Annotated in this window: 12 protein-coding genes; 7 read left to right on the plus strand and 5 right to left on the minus strand. The window is 65.2% G+C overall.

Annotation, left to right across the window (positions count from 1 at the left end):
• A partial coding sequence (locus tag AWB68_RS01880) for a helix-turn-helix domain-containing protein (protein ID WP_327381686.1) occupies positions 1–210 on the plus strand: 210 nt, incomplete at its 5' end.
• A gap of 165 nt (positions 211–375) precedes the next feature.
• A complete protein-coding gene (locus AWB68_RS01885; RefSeq protein ID WP_087642676.1) occupies positions 376–1,347 on the plus strand; it encodes a thymidylate synthase in 972 nt (323 codons plus the stop codon).
• Between the two features lie 85 nt (positions 1,348–1,432).
• Here the strand turns inward: AWB68_RS01885 and AWB68_RS01890 are convergent, their stop codons facing one another.
• Both AWB68_RS01890 and AWB68_RS01895 read right to left on the minus strand, forming a co-directional pair.
• Complete coding sequence (locus AWB68_RS01890) at positions 1,433–4,282, minus strand: DUF6600 domain-containing protein (protein ID WP_087642677.1); 2,850 nt, start codon at positions 4,280–4,282, stop codon at positions 1,433–1,435.
• A 149-nt stretch (positions 4,283–4,431) separates the two neighbouring features.
• Entirely contained in the window at positions 4,432–5,175 is a 744-nt protein-coding gene (locus tag AWB68_RS01895; protein ID WP_087642678.1) for an ArsR/SmtB family transcription factor, read from the minus strand.
• Between the two features lie 156 nt (positions 5,176–5,331).
• Here AWB68_RS01895 and AWB68_RS48085 point away from each other — a divergent pair, with 156 nt between their 5' ends.
• The 3 genes from AWB68_RS48085 to AWB68_RS01905 all read left to right on the plus strand — a co-directional run bounded on the left by AWB68_RS48085 (position 5,332) and on the right by AWB68_RS01905 (position 7,861).
• Positions 5,332–5,484 carry a hypothetical protein gene (locus tag AWB68_RS48085; RefSeq protein ID WP_160109947.1) on the plus strand — a complete coding sequence of 51 codons (153 nt, stop codon included), beginning with the start codon at positions 5,332–5,334 and terminating at the stop codon, positions 5,482–5,484.
• 121 nt (positions 5,485–5,605) lie between these two features.
• On the plus strand, positions 5,606–6,130 hold the full coding sequence (locus tag AWB68_RS01900) for an acyl-CoA thioesterase (protein ID WP_087642679.1): 525 nt from the start codon (positions 5,606–5,608) through the stop codon (positions 6,128–6,130).
• 183 nt (positions 6,131–6,313) lie between these two features.
• Positions 6,314–7,861 carry a class I SAM-dependent methyltransferase gene (locus AWB68_RS01905; protein ID WP_087642680.1) on the plus strand — a complete coding sequence of 516 codons (1,548 nt, stop codon included), beginning with the start codon at positions 6,314–6,316 and terminating at the stop codon, positions 7,859–7,861.
• A 63-nt stretch (positions 7,862–7,924) separates the two neighbouring features.
• Here AWB68_RS01905 and fumC read toward each other — a convergent pair whose 3' ends face one another.
• Entirely contained in the window at positions 7,925–9,331 is a 1,407-nt protein-coding gene (gene fumC / locus AWB68_RS01910; RefSeq protein ID WP_087642681.1) for a class II fumarate hydratase, read from the minus strand.
• A gap of 15 nt (positions 9,332–9,346) precedes the next feature.
• Positions 9,347–10,912: a phospholipase D family protein gene (locus AWB68_RS01915; protein ID WP_235028171.1), complete on the minus strand. Its 1,566-nt coding sequence runs from the start codon at positions 10,910–10,912 to the stop codon at positions 9,347–9,349.
• 459 nt (positions 10,913–11,371) lie between these two features.
• Here AWB68_RS01915 and AWB68_RS49220 point away from each other — a divergent pair, with 459 nt between their 5' ends.
• Positions 11,372–12,262 carry a hypothetical protein gene (locus AWB68_RS49220; protein ID WP_235028165.1) on the plus strand — a complete coding sequence of 297 codons (891 nt, stop codon included), beginning with the start codon at positions 11,372–11,374 and terminating at the stop codon, positions 12,260–12,262.
• Positions 12,263–12,285: 23 nt separating this feature from the next.
• Positions 12,286–12,753, plus strand: a complete 468-nt coding sequence (locus AWB68_RS01925) for an Imm50 family immunity protein (protein WP_087642683.1) — start codon at positions 12,286–12,288, stop codon at positions 12,751–12,753.
• A 197-nt stretch (positions 12,754–12,950) separates the two neighbouring features.
• On the opposite strand, the gene AWB68_RS01930 is transcribed toward AWB68_RS01925, so the two are convergent.
• Positions 12,951–14,381, minus strand: a complete 1,431-nt coding sequence (locus AWB68_RS01930; RefSeq protein WP_087642684.1) for an MATE family efflux transporter — start codon at positions 14,379–14,381, stop codon at positions 12,951–12,953.
• Between the last annotated feature and the right edge of the window lie 84 nt (positions 14,382–14,465).

Genomic DNA, 14,465 nt, shown 5'->3' on the forward strand with positions numbered 1-14,465 from the left:
GTGGAAGTGGCGCCGGTGTCGCTGGCGCAGGCGCGCGAAGCGGCCGAGCGGCAGGCGATCGAACTGGCGTTGCTGCGCCATCGCGGGCGCCTGGGCGATGCGGCCCACGAACTCGGCATTTCGCGTGTGACGCTGTACCGGCTCCTGAGCGCACACGGCATGCGCCACATCGAAGTCGACGCGCCCACCGAGCACGCGACCCGAGTCTGACCGACCGACAGGCCGTCGATTCCAGGCGGGCGCCATCCGCGCGCCCGCCTCTCCTCCAACCCTCCGTTTCTCTCGCCCGCTCCGACGCTTCCTTCGCGCGCTTGGTAAAATCACGCCTTTACGCCCATCTACAGCGAGCCGTGCAGGCGCGTCGAAGGAAATTGAATGAAACAGTATCTCGAGCTCGTCCGCGCGATTCTCGATACCGGCACCTGGCAGGAAAACCGCACGGGGATCCGCACGATCAGCATGCCCGGCGCGATGCTGCGCTTCGACTTGCAGCAGGGTTTCCCGGCCGTGACGACGAAGAAGCTCGCGTTCAAGTCGGCGATCGGCGAGATGGTGGGTTTTCTGCGGGCGTCGAAGAACGCGGCGGATTTTCGCGCGCTCGGCTGCAAGGTCTGGGACGCCAACGCCAACGAGAATCCACAGTGGCTCGCGAATCCGTACCGCCAGGGCCCTGACGACCTCGGCGACGTGTACGGCGTGCAATGGCGCAAGTGGCCGGCGTACAAGGTCATCGACGCAGGCGCGGGCGACCGTATCTCCGATGCCACCAATCGCGGCTATCAGGTCGTGACGAGTTTCGTGGAAGGCGGCCGCGAGCAGGTGCTCCTGTACAAGGCGGTCGATCAGTTGCGCCAGTGTCTCGATACGATCATCGAGAACCCGACCGACCGTCGCATTCTGTTTCATGCGTGGAATCCGGCGAAGCTCGATGAAATCGCGCTGCCCGCGTGCCATCTGCTGTATCAGTTCATCCCGAACGCCGCGAAGCGTGAAATCTCGCTGTGCCTCTATATCCGCAGTAACGACGTCGGGCTGGGCACGCCGTTCAACCTGACCGAAGGCGCGGCGCTGCTGCATCTCGTCGGGCGGCTGACGGGTTATGCGCCGCGCTGGTTCACGTATTTCATCGGCGATGCGCATATCTACGAGAACCAGCTCGACATGCTCAATGAGCAGTTGAAGCGCGAGCCTTTCGCGAGTCCGCAACTGATCCTGTCGGATCGCGTGCCCGATTACGCGACCACCGGGCGCTATGAACCGGAATGGCTCGAGAAGATCGAGCCGAGCGATTTCGCGCTCGAAGGGTATCGGCACCATGAGGCGCTCAAGGCGCCGATGGCGGTTTAGCGTCTGGTTTCCATGGGCAGCAAGGCAAAACGCGCGGCCGAGGCCGCGCGTTTTGCGTTTGTGAGGCAGAGTCTGGCGTTGAAAGTCAGCTTCTGTGGTGTTGATCGTTGCCGTTGCCTGCGGCGTGCGGCTCCTGGTGCTGCGGCTGAGCGGGCTGCGGCTGCGGGCGTGGCGCTTGATGGACTTCCTGATGCGGCTGAACCTGCTGTCGAGGCGCCTGCTGCGCCTGTTGCTGCGGCGGCGGATGAAACTCCTGACGCGGCGCTTGTTGGACCTGCTGCGGCGGCGGATGAAACTCCTGACGCGGCGCCTGCTGGACCTGCTGCGGCGGCGGATGAAACTCCTGGCGCGGCGCCTGCTGGACCTGCTGCGGCGGCGGATGAAACTCCTGACGTGGCGCCTGCTGGACCTGCTGCGGATGATTCTCGGGACGCGCGGCCTGAGCCGCAGCCGGCGTCTGAGTCGCGTGGAAGTCCTGCCGGGGTTGCTGGACATTCGCGGGTTGCGCCTCTTGCGGTGGCGTCGGCTGGAATCCGTTTTGCGCCTGCTGAACCGGCTGCGGATGATTGTCGGGACGTGGCGTCTGGATCGGCGCGGGCCGTGGCTGCGGGACGCTCACAGGTTGCAGCGCATGGGCCGGCGCCGGCTGGAATCCGTTCTGCGCTTGCTGGACCGGCTGCGGACGCGGGGCCTGACTCCGGCCCTGTGCAGCATCGAAGTTCTGGCGGGGCTGCGCGACGGCAGCGACTTGCGGCTGTTGCGGCCACTGCTGTGGCTGTTGCGGCGACATCGCGTGCGGAAGATGCTGCTCGCCGCCAGCGGGCGCCTGCATGGCATTGCCGACCGGCGGTTGGCCGACGTGTGCGGGCGGTCGCGGCACTGCGCTGGCGTCGCGCTGCGGGGCGCCATTCGGTTCGTGCGCTGGCTGACCGGCAAAACGCGAAGGCTGCGGCGCGACGCCGGCATCAGGTGGCGACAGGCCGCCCGGCGAAGTCGCGATTTGGTTACCGCGCTGCTGCGCGCCATTGGACATCTGCGGCGAGTGCTGCAAAACCCCCGGTTGCGGTTGATTCATATCGTGAGCCGGAGCGGAATGTCCCGCCTGCTGGGCCGGCCCATTGCCCCACTGCGCGACTTGCGGCGGACGTGGGACGCCGCCGTTGCGTGACGAATCGGTGGCGATCGGCGGAGCGTGTCCGCCGTCGCGCTGTGGCGGCGTCGCGATGGAAGCGCCGGTCGCCCCATTCGGACCACGCGACGCAATCCCCGCGTTTTCCAGCGCGCGCGCCGGACCATGCGTCGCGACGAGATGGATGTTCTCGCGCCCAGGCGCCTGCATCTGCGGCGCTCGAGAACCCGGATTGCGCCCGGCACTTGCTTCGGGCGCCGTCCGCACTACCGGATTTCCCGCGCCCGCCACGCGCGCACCCTGGCCGAGCGCGAGACGCTGCGCGAACGTGTCGTGGAACGCGGGAGGCGCAAGCGGCGCGCGCGTCGCCACGACCGGACGCCCGAACGCGCCCTGCGGCGGCCGGTAATCGGCGCGTCGGAGGCCCGGCGTGAAGCTGTCCCGCGTCGGCGCGATTCCCGGACCGCCTTCCGTAAAACGCGGACTACGCCAGTGCGCCGGGTCGACGCGCACGTTCTCCCGCCCGACCGGCCGCCCGTGGACGAACGCCGTCGCCGGCACGGCCGTCACGGCGCCTGGCGCGCGATAGTTCACATAGGTATTGCGAATGTGCACGGACTGGTCGACATGCACATTCCGGTTCACGCGATCGTAGTAACGCGGGCTCCAGCCGTCGCGATGGCCGCGCCACGGTTCACCTGGCCCGAGCGGAAACCACGCGACGCCCACCGCCGCCGCACCGCCGATCGCCAGACCGACATTCCAGTCGACCCCGCCGCCGCCGTCGCCGACGAACGCCACCAGCGCGGGCGCGTAGGCGGGCGGCGCAGTGTCGACGAGCGGTCCCGGCACCCAGGCCCAACGCGATCCGGCGTAAGCCCAGCGGCCATAGTGATAAGGCGCGAAACCCCACGGCGCATCGTCGACCCAGGTCCAGCCCCACGGCGCCTGCCAGACCCAGTGTCCCTGCCGATACGGCGCCCAGTCTGCCGCGACGGCATTCGGCACCCACACCTCGCCGTACGACGGATCGGTCTGCCACGTGCCATTCGCGTCGAGATCCTGATAACCGGGGATGTCGCGCGAGACGTAGCGCGCGGAAACCGACTGGTCTTCTGCCGCGTCGCGGCTTGCGGCCCACTGATCGAACGAATCCGCCGCCGGGGCGCCGTTCGCCGCGACCTGCTGCAGGGCCGTGCCGGCGAACGTGATCTGCTGGCCGGCGGTAATCGGCAATGCGCCGCCGTCGCCGTATGCGGTGAGGCTGCCGCTTCGGACGGTCACCGTCGTGCGGCTGCCGTCGGGCGCGACGTCGACGCGATAATCCCCCGGCGCCGTGACCCCGAGCGCGGCGTTCGGCGTGTCGATCTCATACGCGCCGCCCGGCGGCAGCGAGCGAACGCGCGTCGAGAGCGTGCCTTGCGCGACCTTGAGTTGGGCGCTGGCGTCATCGAGGGAAAGGACTTCGAGACTCGTTGACGAACCGAGGCGCACCGCGGTCGAACCGATATGCAGCTCCGAGCGCGCGCCGTCGTCGTTCCAGAGCTGGTCGCCGGTGGTGAGCGGGCGGTTGATCTGCGCGTAGCTCCAGTCGGAGGCGCCGGCCGGTTCGCTCGTGACCGTCCCCGCCATGTAGTTCAGGCGCGCAACGCGTCCGGGCGGATCGGTCTCGGCTTGCGGCGCGGCGGCGGAATCGGAATAGGCGGTGTCGGGTGTCTGCGCGAACGCGCTGAAAGTGAGTCCCGAGAGCAGGGCGCAGGCGAACAGCGTGGCGGCGGCGGGTTTCGTGAGGCGGCGGACGTGCATTGTGGTTCTCCAGCGGCGGCGTCGAGTTGTTGTTGTGAAGGCCGACACAGCCTGTCGAACCAATTTACCGTCTGCGCCTGTATCAGGGCGCTGTCGTTTGTAAGCGGCGACGACCCCGCGTAACAAAGCTTTGCAGCGGACCGAAGGATCTACCTGTCCGACAGAAAACGCTCGAAATGGCTGCGCCCGGCGGGCGTCACGCGCAGCACGCGACGCTTCGTCGTCTTTTCGAGCCACCCGTGCGCGCCACAGCTTTCGAGAAACGCTGCGCCGAGCGCGCCGCCCAAATGCGGCCGCCGCTCGCTCCAGTCGATGCACGTGCACGCGAAACGTCGCCGGCGCGCGCGCTGGCTTTTCAAGTCGATCCCGAGTTGCGCAAACTCGCGCGCGCCTTCAGGCGTTGGCTCCAGTTCGGTCGGCCCGTTCTCCGCCCGGCGCTCGACGGCGAGCCAGTTGCGCGTGATCATCCGGTCGAAGATCTGCACGGCGAGTTCGCCCGCCAGGTGGTCGTAGCAGGTGCGGGCATAGCGCATTTCGAGCGGCACCGCGCTCGGCAGCCGCTCGGGCGCGCGCTGCGGTGCGCTCGCCTGCGCGAGGGTGGCGAGCGCCTCGATCGCCGCCGCGATGTCGGGCGTCGCGATCCGGTAGTACCGATGCCGGCCGCTCACTTCCATCGCGAGCAGCCCGCCCTCGGTCAGCCGCGCGAGATGGCCGCTCGCCGCCGATGGTGACAGCCCCGCGATCATCGTCAGCTCGCCGGCCGGACGCGCGGTGCCGTCCATCAGCGACCACAGCATCGCGGCGCGGCCCGGATCGGCGAGCAGTGCGCCGATCCGCGACAGGCCCGGAAAGTGGCGTGCGCGGGGATCGGTGTCGTCGTGGGCGAGGGTCATGGCGTCTCCTGCGATTTCGAGATAGGCGGATAAGACCACTTTAAACGCTCTCGGCATCCGATGTTTCAGCGCGGACTGAATCGTCGATGCGTGCCGGCTTCGGCCACGGGGCTAGAATGACAGTCCGTGTCCCGAAGTCGTTGCAAGGAAATACCCATGATCAAGATCATTCTGGCGGCGGGTTTCGTCGCGTCGCTGCTGTGCGCGGGCTGTTCGGGGATGGCGGGATCGTCGTCGTCGGCATCCGGCGGTTCGAGCAGCATTACGATGTACGGCACGATCGACGAAGGCGTGTCGATCCGCAAATAGCGCGGCGGCGAGCCCGATCGAATGCGCCCGAGCGGTTCCCGGCGCTGGGCCTTCTTGCTGCCTCTATAATCATTTTTTACCTTTTTCCTGTCGCGGGGTCCGCCCCGCACCGCGAGCCGCCATGAACACGCCGATCACGTCGCTGCAAGCCGACGCCTCCACGCCCGACCGCTCCGAAACCACCTTCCGCTTTCTCGCCGAGCCGACCTCGGTAAACTTCGGCGGCAAGGTGCACGGCGGCGCGCTGATGAAGTGGATCGACGAAACGGGCTACGCGTGCGCGGCGATGTGGTCGGGCCGTTATTGCGTGACAGTGAGCGTCGGCAACATCCGCTTTCGCCGGCCGATCCTGGTCGGCAATCTCGTCGAGTTGCGCGCACGCGTGGTCGCGACCGGCCGCACGAGCATGCACCTGCACATCGCGGTCCACGCGGGCGACCCGAAAGGCGGCGACCTCCAGCAGACGACGGATTGCCTCGTCGTGTTCGTCGCCGTCGACGAGCAGGGCAAGCCCGTGCCGGTGCCCGCGTTTGTGCCGGTCACCGAGGAGCAGAAACGGCTCGCCAAATACGCGATGGACGTGAAGGACGCGCTCGACGCCATCGTCGAACTGAAGCCGGAGGAAGTGGCGGCGGGAAAGGTTTGAATCGCCCGAAAACCGGGTTTTCAGCAAATAAAATGCCCCGATTCATTCGGTTTCAGTAACAAATAAGACGCTTCTCATTCATCGATCCGCCCTTGACGGGCATAGTGCAGCGCACTCGCGCGACGCGTGCTCCAGGCCGTGCCGCGCGGAAGCCACCACTTGGATATCGATGAAGGAGCAAGCATGAGCTGGGCTGCGGGTTACAACAATTCGGTCGCGTATACGACCGGCTACTATCAGGAACAGAGCCCGACGTGGCTGAAGGCGGCGCTCGTGATGCAGCGCGTCGCGCCCCTCGCCGACGGCAAGTTCACCTACTGCGAGCTCGGTTTCGGCCAGGGCCTGACGTCGCTGATCCTTGCGGCGACGCATCCGGACGGCGACTTCTACGCCTGCGACTTCAACCCGCTGCACGTGATCGCCGCGTCGTCCATTCGCGACGACGCCCGGCTTCCCAACCTCACGCTGCTCGAAAACAGCTTCGGCGAACTGGCCGACGGCAAGGTCGACTTGCCGATGTTCGATTTCGTGACGCTGCACGGTATCGTCTCGTGGGTGTCGCATGAAACGCGCGCGCAAATCGTGCGTTTTCTCGCGCGTTACCTGAAGCCGGGCGGCGTCGTGCAGATCAGCTACAACGCGATGACCGCCTGCGCGCAGGTCCAGCCGCTCCAGCGTCTCTTGACCCTGCACGCGAACAACCAGGGCGAAAACTGGGCGGGCGCCGCCACGTTCGCGCGGCAACTGGCCGACACGAACGCGCTGCACTTCCAGCGCAATCCCGATGCGGCCGCCCGCGTCACATCGTTCGCTTCGTCGGACACGCGCTATCTGGTGCACGAATACATGCACGAGCAGTGGACGCCGTTCCACTTCACCGACATGGCGAAGGAACTGGCCGACGCCAAGCTCGTGTTCGCGGGCAGCGCGCGCTACGGTCAGATGTCGCCGGTGGCATGGCTCACCGACGAGCAGGCCGCAATCGTCGGTTCGATCAAGGACCCGCTGTTCGCCGAAGAAGTCCGCGATTATTTCTGCAACCGGTCGTTCCGTTCCGATGTCTTCGTGCGCGGCAAGGCGACGCTCAACGATATCCGCCTGCGTGAACACGCGAAACGCATTCATCTGTGGGCCAATCCGAAGGCGCAATACCAGCAGACGGTCAAGATCGAGCACGCGCAAGTTAATCGCACCGACGCGGCGCACAGGCCGCTCTTCGACCTGCTGCGCAAGTCGGATATGACGCTCGACCAGCTGTTCGACGCGCCCGAACTGGCGGGCCACGGCATCGACACGATCATGCAGATCGTGCGCTTTTCGCTGGCGGCCGGCGAGACCGCGATCCGTTATGGCGACGTGCAGCCGCGTGCGGCCGCCGACCGCCTGAACACCGTGCTGCTGAGCCACGCGGAGCGCGGCGAGAAGTGGGATGCGCTCGCATCGCCGAAATTCGCCGGCGGCGTGCCGGTCGGACTGCTCGACCAGTTGCTGATCGCGCCGCTCAGGGCCAAAAGCGATCCGAAGCGCGCGCTGACGAGCGATATCGACGAACTCGTCGTGCATGTCGAGCGCTCGCTGTTGAACACCGGGCTCAACCTGAACGTCGGCGAGCGCGTCACGCCGCGTGAGGAAATGCCGGCGGCGATCCGCAAGATCCTCGACGACTCGGGCGCCGCGCTCATCGCCTTGTGCGATGAAAACGACTTCTGGCCCGCCAAATCCGCCAAATAATCCCCTGATGAAGTGCCCAAAGCGCAGCGGCTTCAACGCCGCTGCGCTTTTTTTTTGCAACGCTCAGCGCTTGCCGACCATCTCCTCCGGCTTCACCCACTCATCGAACTGCTGCTCCGTCACAAAGCCGAGCGCCAGCGCCGATTCCTTCAGCGTCGTTCCTTCCTTGTGCGCCTTCTTCGCGATCTTCGCGGCCTTGTCGTAGCCGATGTGAGGATTCAGCGCCGTCACCAGCATCAGCGATTCGTTCAGCAGGCTCTCGATGCGCTTCCCGTTCGGCTCGATGCCGACCGCGCAGTTGTCGTTGAAGCTCTGCGCGCCGTCGGCCAGAAGACGGACCGATTGCAGCACGTTGTGCGCGATCATCGGACGGAACACGTTCAATTCGAAGTTGCCGCTCGCGCCGCCGAAATTCACCGCGACGTCGTTGCCGAACACTTGGCAGCAGAGCATCGTGACGGCTTCCGACTGGGTCGGATTGACCTTGCCCGGCATGATCGAACTGCCCGGCTCGTTTTCCGGGATCGATAGTTCGCCGAGCCCGCAGCGCGGACCGCTCGCCAGCCAGCGGATGTCGTTGGCGATCTTCATCATGCCCGCCGCGACGGTCTTCAGCGCGCCATGCGCCGCGACGAGCGCGTCGGCGGCGGCCATCACTTCGAACTTGTTCGGCGCGGTCTCGAAGGGCAAGCCCGTCAGCTTGGCGATCGCGCCCGCCACCTTCACCGCGAATTCGGGATGCGCGTTCAGACCGGTGCCAACCGCCGTGCCGCCCTGTGCCAGTTGATACAGATGCGGCAGCGTCGCCTCGACATGCCGGATGCCGTGGTCGATTTGCGCGACGTAGCCCGAGAATTCCTGGCCCAGCGTGAGCGGCGTCGCGTCCTGCAGGTGCGTGCGGCCGATCTTCACGATGTGGTCGAACGCCTTCGCTTTCTTGTCGAGCGTATCGCGCAAGGTCTTCAGCGACGGCACCAGATGCTTGACGATCGCATACGCCGCCGCGATGTGCATCGCGGTCGGAAACACGTCGTTCGACGACTGCCCGCGGTTCACGTCGTCGTTCGGGTGCACGAGGCGCTCCTCGCCGCGCTGGCCGCCCATCAACTCGCTCGCGCGGTTGGCGATCACCTCGTTCAGGTTCATGTTGGTCTGCGTGCCCGAGCCCGTCTGCCACACGGCGAGCGGGAATTCGTCGGGATGCTTGCCGTCGATGATCTCGTCGGCGGCCTCGATGATCGCGCGCGCCTTGGCGGCGTCGAGCACCTTCAGGTCGAGATTCACTTCGGCGGCCGCGCGCTTGACGATCGCGAGCGCCGTGATCAGTTCCGGCGACTGTTTCTCGCTCGATATCTTGAAGTTTTGCAGCGAGCGCTGCGTTTGCGCGCCCCACAGCTTCGCGTTCGGCACGGCGATTTCGCCGAACGTGTCCTTTTCCAGCCGTACATCGCTCTTTGCATCGTCTGTCATGGCTTCAACGCTCCTTCAAAGCTGCTCGTCGATGGGCAGCAACGTGAAAAGACCCGTCATCGCGTTACGGTACAGGCCCGCTTGCGGATCGAAGTTGTAGGTGACCGTGCCGTCGTGTTCCTCGGTCGTCCAGATGAGCGGCGAAAGCGGCGAGCCGGTCGATTTCAGGCGGGCAAGCTCGTCCGGCGACGCCAGCTCGACGCGATAGCTCGCCGCGGGCCGGACGCCGCGCTGGAACAACTGCGCGGCTTCGTCGGCGATCGGCTTGCTGTGGATCACGAGCGCCAGCTCGGTATTCAGCAGCGCCGAGCGCGGATCGAGATTCATCGAGCCGATCACGAGAATACTCCGATCGATCACGTATGCCTTCGCATGCAGGCTCGCGCGCGATTGCGAACCGAAGAGGCCGGCGGTGGGCTTCGCTTCGCCTTCGCCCTGGGTCGCCTTGAATTCGTACAGTTCGACGTGATTCCTGAGCAGCGGCACGCGATACGGCGCATAGCCCGCCTGCACGGCGACGGCATCGGTCGCGGAGAGCGAATTGGTCAGCACCGCGACCCGCACGCCGCGCTGCGTGAGCGCGCCGAGCGCCTTGACGCCGGCATCGTGCGGCACGAAGTACGGCGACAGGATCAGAAATTCGCTGTGGGCTTCCTTGATGAGTTCGCCTAGGCGCTCCATCGGCGGGCTCTTGTAGTCGTCGCTCGGGTGCTCGATCTTCGACGGCGAATCCACCTCGAATTCCGTGCGCGCCCAGACGAGTCCCATTTCTCCGCGCGCGATCTGCTGCGCGATCGGCGTCGCGTTCAGCGGCTTCGCGTTGAGCGGATCGGCCTGCGTGCGCCAGTGCGTGCGCAGGTCGTCGCGGGTCTTGTCGAGGTCGGAGGGATCGAACTTCTGCTTGTTCAGCGCCCGCAGCGGATACGCGAGCGTGCTGTTCCAGTAGTCGTCGAAGCTCGCGGAGATCCTTTGGGCGACGGGACCCGCGGTGAACACGTCGAGATCGCGGAATTGCAGCGTCGGGCTGGCGCTGAAGTATTCGTCGCCGAGATTGCGGCCGCCGACGATCGCGATCTGGTTGTCCGCGATCATCGACTTGTTGTGCATCCGGCGCGTGAAATGGCCGATCTGCGTGAAGAGGTTCTGCGTGCGCCGGGCGAAACTCTGCTGCGCGCTGCCGAACGGATTGAACACGCGAATCTCGATGTTGTCGTGGGAATCGAGCGCCGCCATGATCTGGTCGATGTCCTTGAAATTCAGGTCGTCGACCAGCATGCGCACCCGCACCCCGCGATCGGCCGCGTAGAGCGCGGCGCCGAGCAGCAGCTTGCCGGTGTTGTCCTCCTCCGCGATGTAGTACTGCATGTCGAGCGTCTTCGTCGCCGCGCGGGCGAGTGCGATGCGGGCCTGCAGCGCATCGGTGCCGCGCGGCAGCAGGCGCACCGCCGACTCGTCCGGATGCGCCGCTTCGAGCGGCGCGAGAGCGGTGGAGAGCGGGGTCGCGGTGGCGGCGGGCAGGGCGTGCGTGACGGGGCGGTCGAAAGCGGTGGCGGGCGGACGGGTCGCGCATGCGGTGAGCATGAGCGCGGCCACGGTGGCTGCGCCGAGTTTTCGATAGCGCGCGGGGCGAGTGATGGTGTGCTGGAGGTCACGCGATACGGCGTGCGCTGCGGGTACTGCGATTGTCGCTGATGATTCCCTGCATTCCGACACGTGCTTTTTCCTCATTGTTATTCGCTGCCAAACATGGCGACCAATGCGCGGGCTAATTGATCGCGTAGCAAGGTTCGTGCGCGCGAAGGTATGGCTGAACAGGCCTGTTAGCACGCGAATTTCGAATCGTATGAACAAACTTAGTATAGTTTCACCGCAAAGGTGGGAGCGCGTGGCTATCGCCCGTCATGCAATTTCCATACGCTATCAGGATAGAAGTGATCTGCATCCATCAAACCATCGCTTACTGGACGGAAATGAATGGCAGTAGAACTGAAAACCGACTCTTGGTACCGGTACACGCTGTATCGAAGCAACGAGAGATATATGGCGTTCGAACCCGAAGAGAAGCGAAGGGAAGCAGTCGATGCGGGCAAGAAATTCACGGCGTCGGCCTATGCCGACGTGTGGGCCAAGGATGCGGAGTTGGTTAAGCGCGTGCGTGCCTTCCTCGGCGAGAATTTCCACTGGCATGACCGGCTTGCCAAAAGCGGCGCCGATTTGCACGTTGTGCAGACGCTGATGGACATGGTGCGCGGCGGGAGCGTTGTCGTGATTCCCGAGAAGCCGGTATTCAGCGGCGGCGGCATTGCGTGGCCACCGAAGAAGCCCGCATCGTCGCCGTTCTGGGGCGTCGAAAATTATGATCCGCCACGCTACGCGAGCGTGCAGGAACGGTATCTTGCACAGATCGCAGAGTTGCAGGCGACCGAAACGCCGTGGGCCGAAATCGAGGCGATGAACGACGTCATCAACCAGAAGTTCATGCACGCTGCGGTTCTGATCGATCCTCTAGGTATGTTGCCCACGTTCGCCCGCGCGGGCTGGATCAGCAAATATGGTTCGCCCGACCTTTCGACCTGGGGGCAGGAAACCGATACGGGCGGTGACAGCGATACGTCCGACGCGAGTGTATCCAGCGACTCAGCCGAAGGCGACGCTTCGACCCCTCTCGGCGACGCGCAGCCGTTCGAGTACACGCCCGACATGCTCGATGGCGATACAGAAGAGGTCGCCGCACGCGGGGTTCGCATGACAGGCAACGAACCGGGCGGATACCGCATCAATCCGAATGGCCTTGACGCGGATTACTTCGATTCGAAGGGCAATCTTTGCGCCCAATACCACGAGAGTCACGGAGAAGCGCACGGCCATAATTTTGACGCTGGATTGCGAGATGACACTCATCTCCCAATGTCCCCGATCAATTGCAGGTAGAGCGCATCGCGAGGTGGAAACCAATGAGCACCGGAAACAGGACATGGGGCTGGGAAATGGCGAGAAACAGTGGCTTGCTCGTCAAGATTTTTGGAGATTACCCCTCGTTTCACGACTCGGCCGTGACGAAGTTCTCTTTGCAGAGAAAGCGGCGTTCATTCAACGGCCTAGATTCGAAACCGCTACCGGCCGGACGCGTGCGTTATTTGGTCGATCTCCAACTCGAGGTGCTGCACAACCGCTACGCGGCTCCTCCCGCTGATGGAGGTCCCGACTATCTGGTCGTGCTGGATCTGCTGGATATTCGAGGTTCCGAGATCGATGTAAACGCCATGCTCGAAGAAGCGTCGGTTATGGAAATTTCCTTATCCGATACGCCCGATGATTTGATCCGATTCGACCTTGAACCCAATATCGGGCTCGATATTCGCCTGACTTGTAAGGAGGTCGTTGTCAGTGCAATCCGACCGTACAACCGAAGCGACTTTTAAGCCCTAGAAATTCTGACAAGCCGCTCTCCGCGAAACGCAACACGCCATCGCACGGACGAAAAAAAGCCCGCCATGGGGGCGGGCCCAATACCCCTGTCACTGGAGTCTCAAGGAGGAGACGATTCGATCGTAGCGCCCGACTCCAGCGATTCCAACCAAATAAGCGTGCTTTGCTTATCGCGACACGCGTGCATCGCTTATGCGTTACGACGGATACCGCTCGCGCCGTGCGCCGCGTTATCCGCGATGCCCCGCTCGACGATGCGCCGGCTCATCCGGTGAAACCGCAAGGTCATCAGCGCGGCGACGCTCGCGAGACCGGCGGCGAGTCCCCACCACAGCCCCTTGGTGCCCGCTTCGAAGTGGAAGGCGAGCACATATCCCGTCGGAAAGCCGATGCCCCAGTAGCCGAACGCGGCGGCGAGCATCGGCACGCGCGTGTCCTTCAGTCCGCGCAGGCAGCCGGAGCCGACTGTCTGCATCCCGTCGACGATCTGGAACACCGCCGCCACGCCCAACAGCGACGTCGCAAGCGCGACGGTTCTGGCGTTCGCGGGATCGTCGAGATTCAGGTACAGGCCGACGATCGCGTGCGGCGCCGCGACCAGCACGAGCCCCGACATCATCATGAACCCGACGCCCAGCGCGATCGCGACAAATCCCGCGTGGCGAGCGGCCACCGGCACGCCCGCGCCGATCCAGTAGCCGACGCGCACATTCGCCGCCTGGCCGATCGCGAGCGGCACCATGAACGCCACCGACGCCACGTTCAGCGCGATCTGGTGCGCGGCGAGCGGCGCTTCGCCGAGGATGCCGACCATCATGCCGGTGGCGAGAAAGAGCGTCGATTCGACGCCATACGTGATCGCGACCGGCCAGCCGATGCCGAACAGTTCGCCCATCAGCGGCAGTCGCGGGCGCGCGGCGACGACGAAATGCCGGTAGCGCGGACGCAAATGCAGGAACGCGACGAGCGCGAACGCGATCGCCCAGACGGTGATCGAGGTCGCCGTCGCCGAGCCGAGGAAGCCGAGCTTCGGCAGGCCGTAAGCGCCGTGGATCAGCCCGTAGTTCAGGAAGCCATTGACGAACACGCCGCCGATCGACACCCACAGAAGCCTTCGCGCCGCGCCGATCGCCGGCAGGAACGCGCGCATCATGCCGACGCCGATCAGGCTGGCCGGCGTCCCCCAGCGCAAGACCGCGCAGTATTCGCCGACGTTTTTCGCGAGCGTGGCCGGCTCGTTGAACGCCAGCAGCAGCGGCTCCGCGTAGCTCAGCAGCACGAACGCGGGAATCGAGAGCAGCACCGCGAGCACGAGGCCGGTCCAGTAGATATGCGGCACGCGGTCATCGTCGTTTGCACCGCGTGCATGCGCGACCGACACGCTCACCGACGTCAGCACGCCCTGCAGCAGCGTCACCACGACGAAAAACAGGTTCGCACCGAGGCCGCCGGCCGCGAGCGCATCGGGGCCGAGCGAGCCGAGCAGGATGGTATCGGTCACGCCCATCGCCATTTGCGACAACTGCGAGATGGCGAGCGGCGCGGCAAGCCGGGCGGTATCGGCGGCGTGGCGGGAAAGACTGGGCGGCGGCGTGGCCGCGCGTGTGAAGCCGGGTTGCATGTCGGATCGAAGAGAGGACGGCCCAGAGCGGGCGCCGCCGGATTTGAACAGCGGATTCGGAAAAGCTGCCGGGCGCCGCTACCG

The sequence above is a fragment of the Caballeronia choica genome (assembly GCF_001544535.1).
In the GTDB taxonomy this organism is placed as follows: Bacteria; Pseudomonadota; Gammaproteobacteria; order Burkholderiales; family Burkholderiaceae; genus Caballeronia; species Caballeronia choica.

Coding starts and splice junctions, on each gene's coding strand:
- AWB68_RS49220 (WP_235028165.1), top strand. CDS start 11,372: ATGGCGTTCGAACCCGAAGAGAAGCGAAGGGAAGCAGTCGATGCGGGC.
- AWB68_RS01900 (WP_087642679.1), top strand. CDS start 5,606: ATGAACACGCCGATCACGTCGCTGCAAGCCGACGCCTCCACGCCCGAC.
- AWB68_RS48085 (WP_160109947.1), top strand. CDS start 5,332: ATGATCAAGATCATTCTGGCGGCGGGTTTCGTCGCGTCGCTGCTGTGC.
- AWB68_RS01905 (WP_087642680.1), top strand. CDS start 6,314: ATGAGCTGGGCTGCGGGTTACAACAATTCGGTCGCGTATACGACCGGC.
- AWB68_RS01930 (WP_087642684.1), bottom strand. CDS start 14,381: ATGCAACCCGGCTTCACACGCGCGGCCACGCCGCCGCCCAGTCTTTCC.
- AWB68_RS01895 (WP_087642678.1), bottom strand. CDS start 5,175: ATGACCCTCGCCCACGACGACACCGATCCCCGCGCACGCCACTTTCCG.
- AWB68_RS01890 (WP_087642677.1), bottom strand. CDS start 4,282: ATGCACGTCCGCCGCCTCACGAAACCCGCCGCCGCCACGCTGTTCGCC.
- AWB68_RS01885 (WP_087642676.1), top strand. CDS start 376: ATGAAACAGTATCTCGAGCTCGTCCGCGCGATTCTCGATACCGGCACC.
- AWB68_RS01925 (WP_087642683.1), top strand. CDS start 12,286: ATGAGCACCGGAAACAGGACATGGGGCTGGGAAATGGCGAGAAACAGT.
- fumC (WP_087642681.1), bottom strand. CDS start 9,331: ATGACAGACGATGCAAAGAGCGATGTACGGCTGGAAAAGGACACGTTC.
- AWB68_RS01915 (WP_235028171.1), bottom strand. CDS start 10,912: ATGCTCACCGCATGCGCGACCCGTCCGCCCGCCACCGCTTTCGACCGC.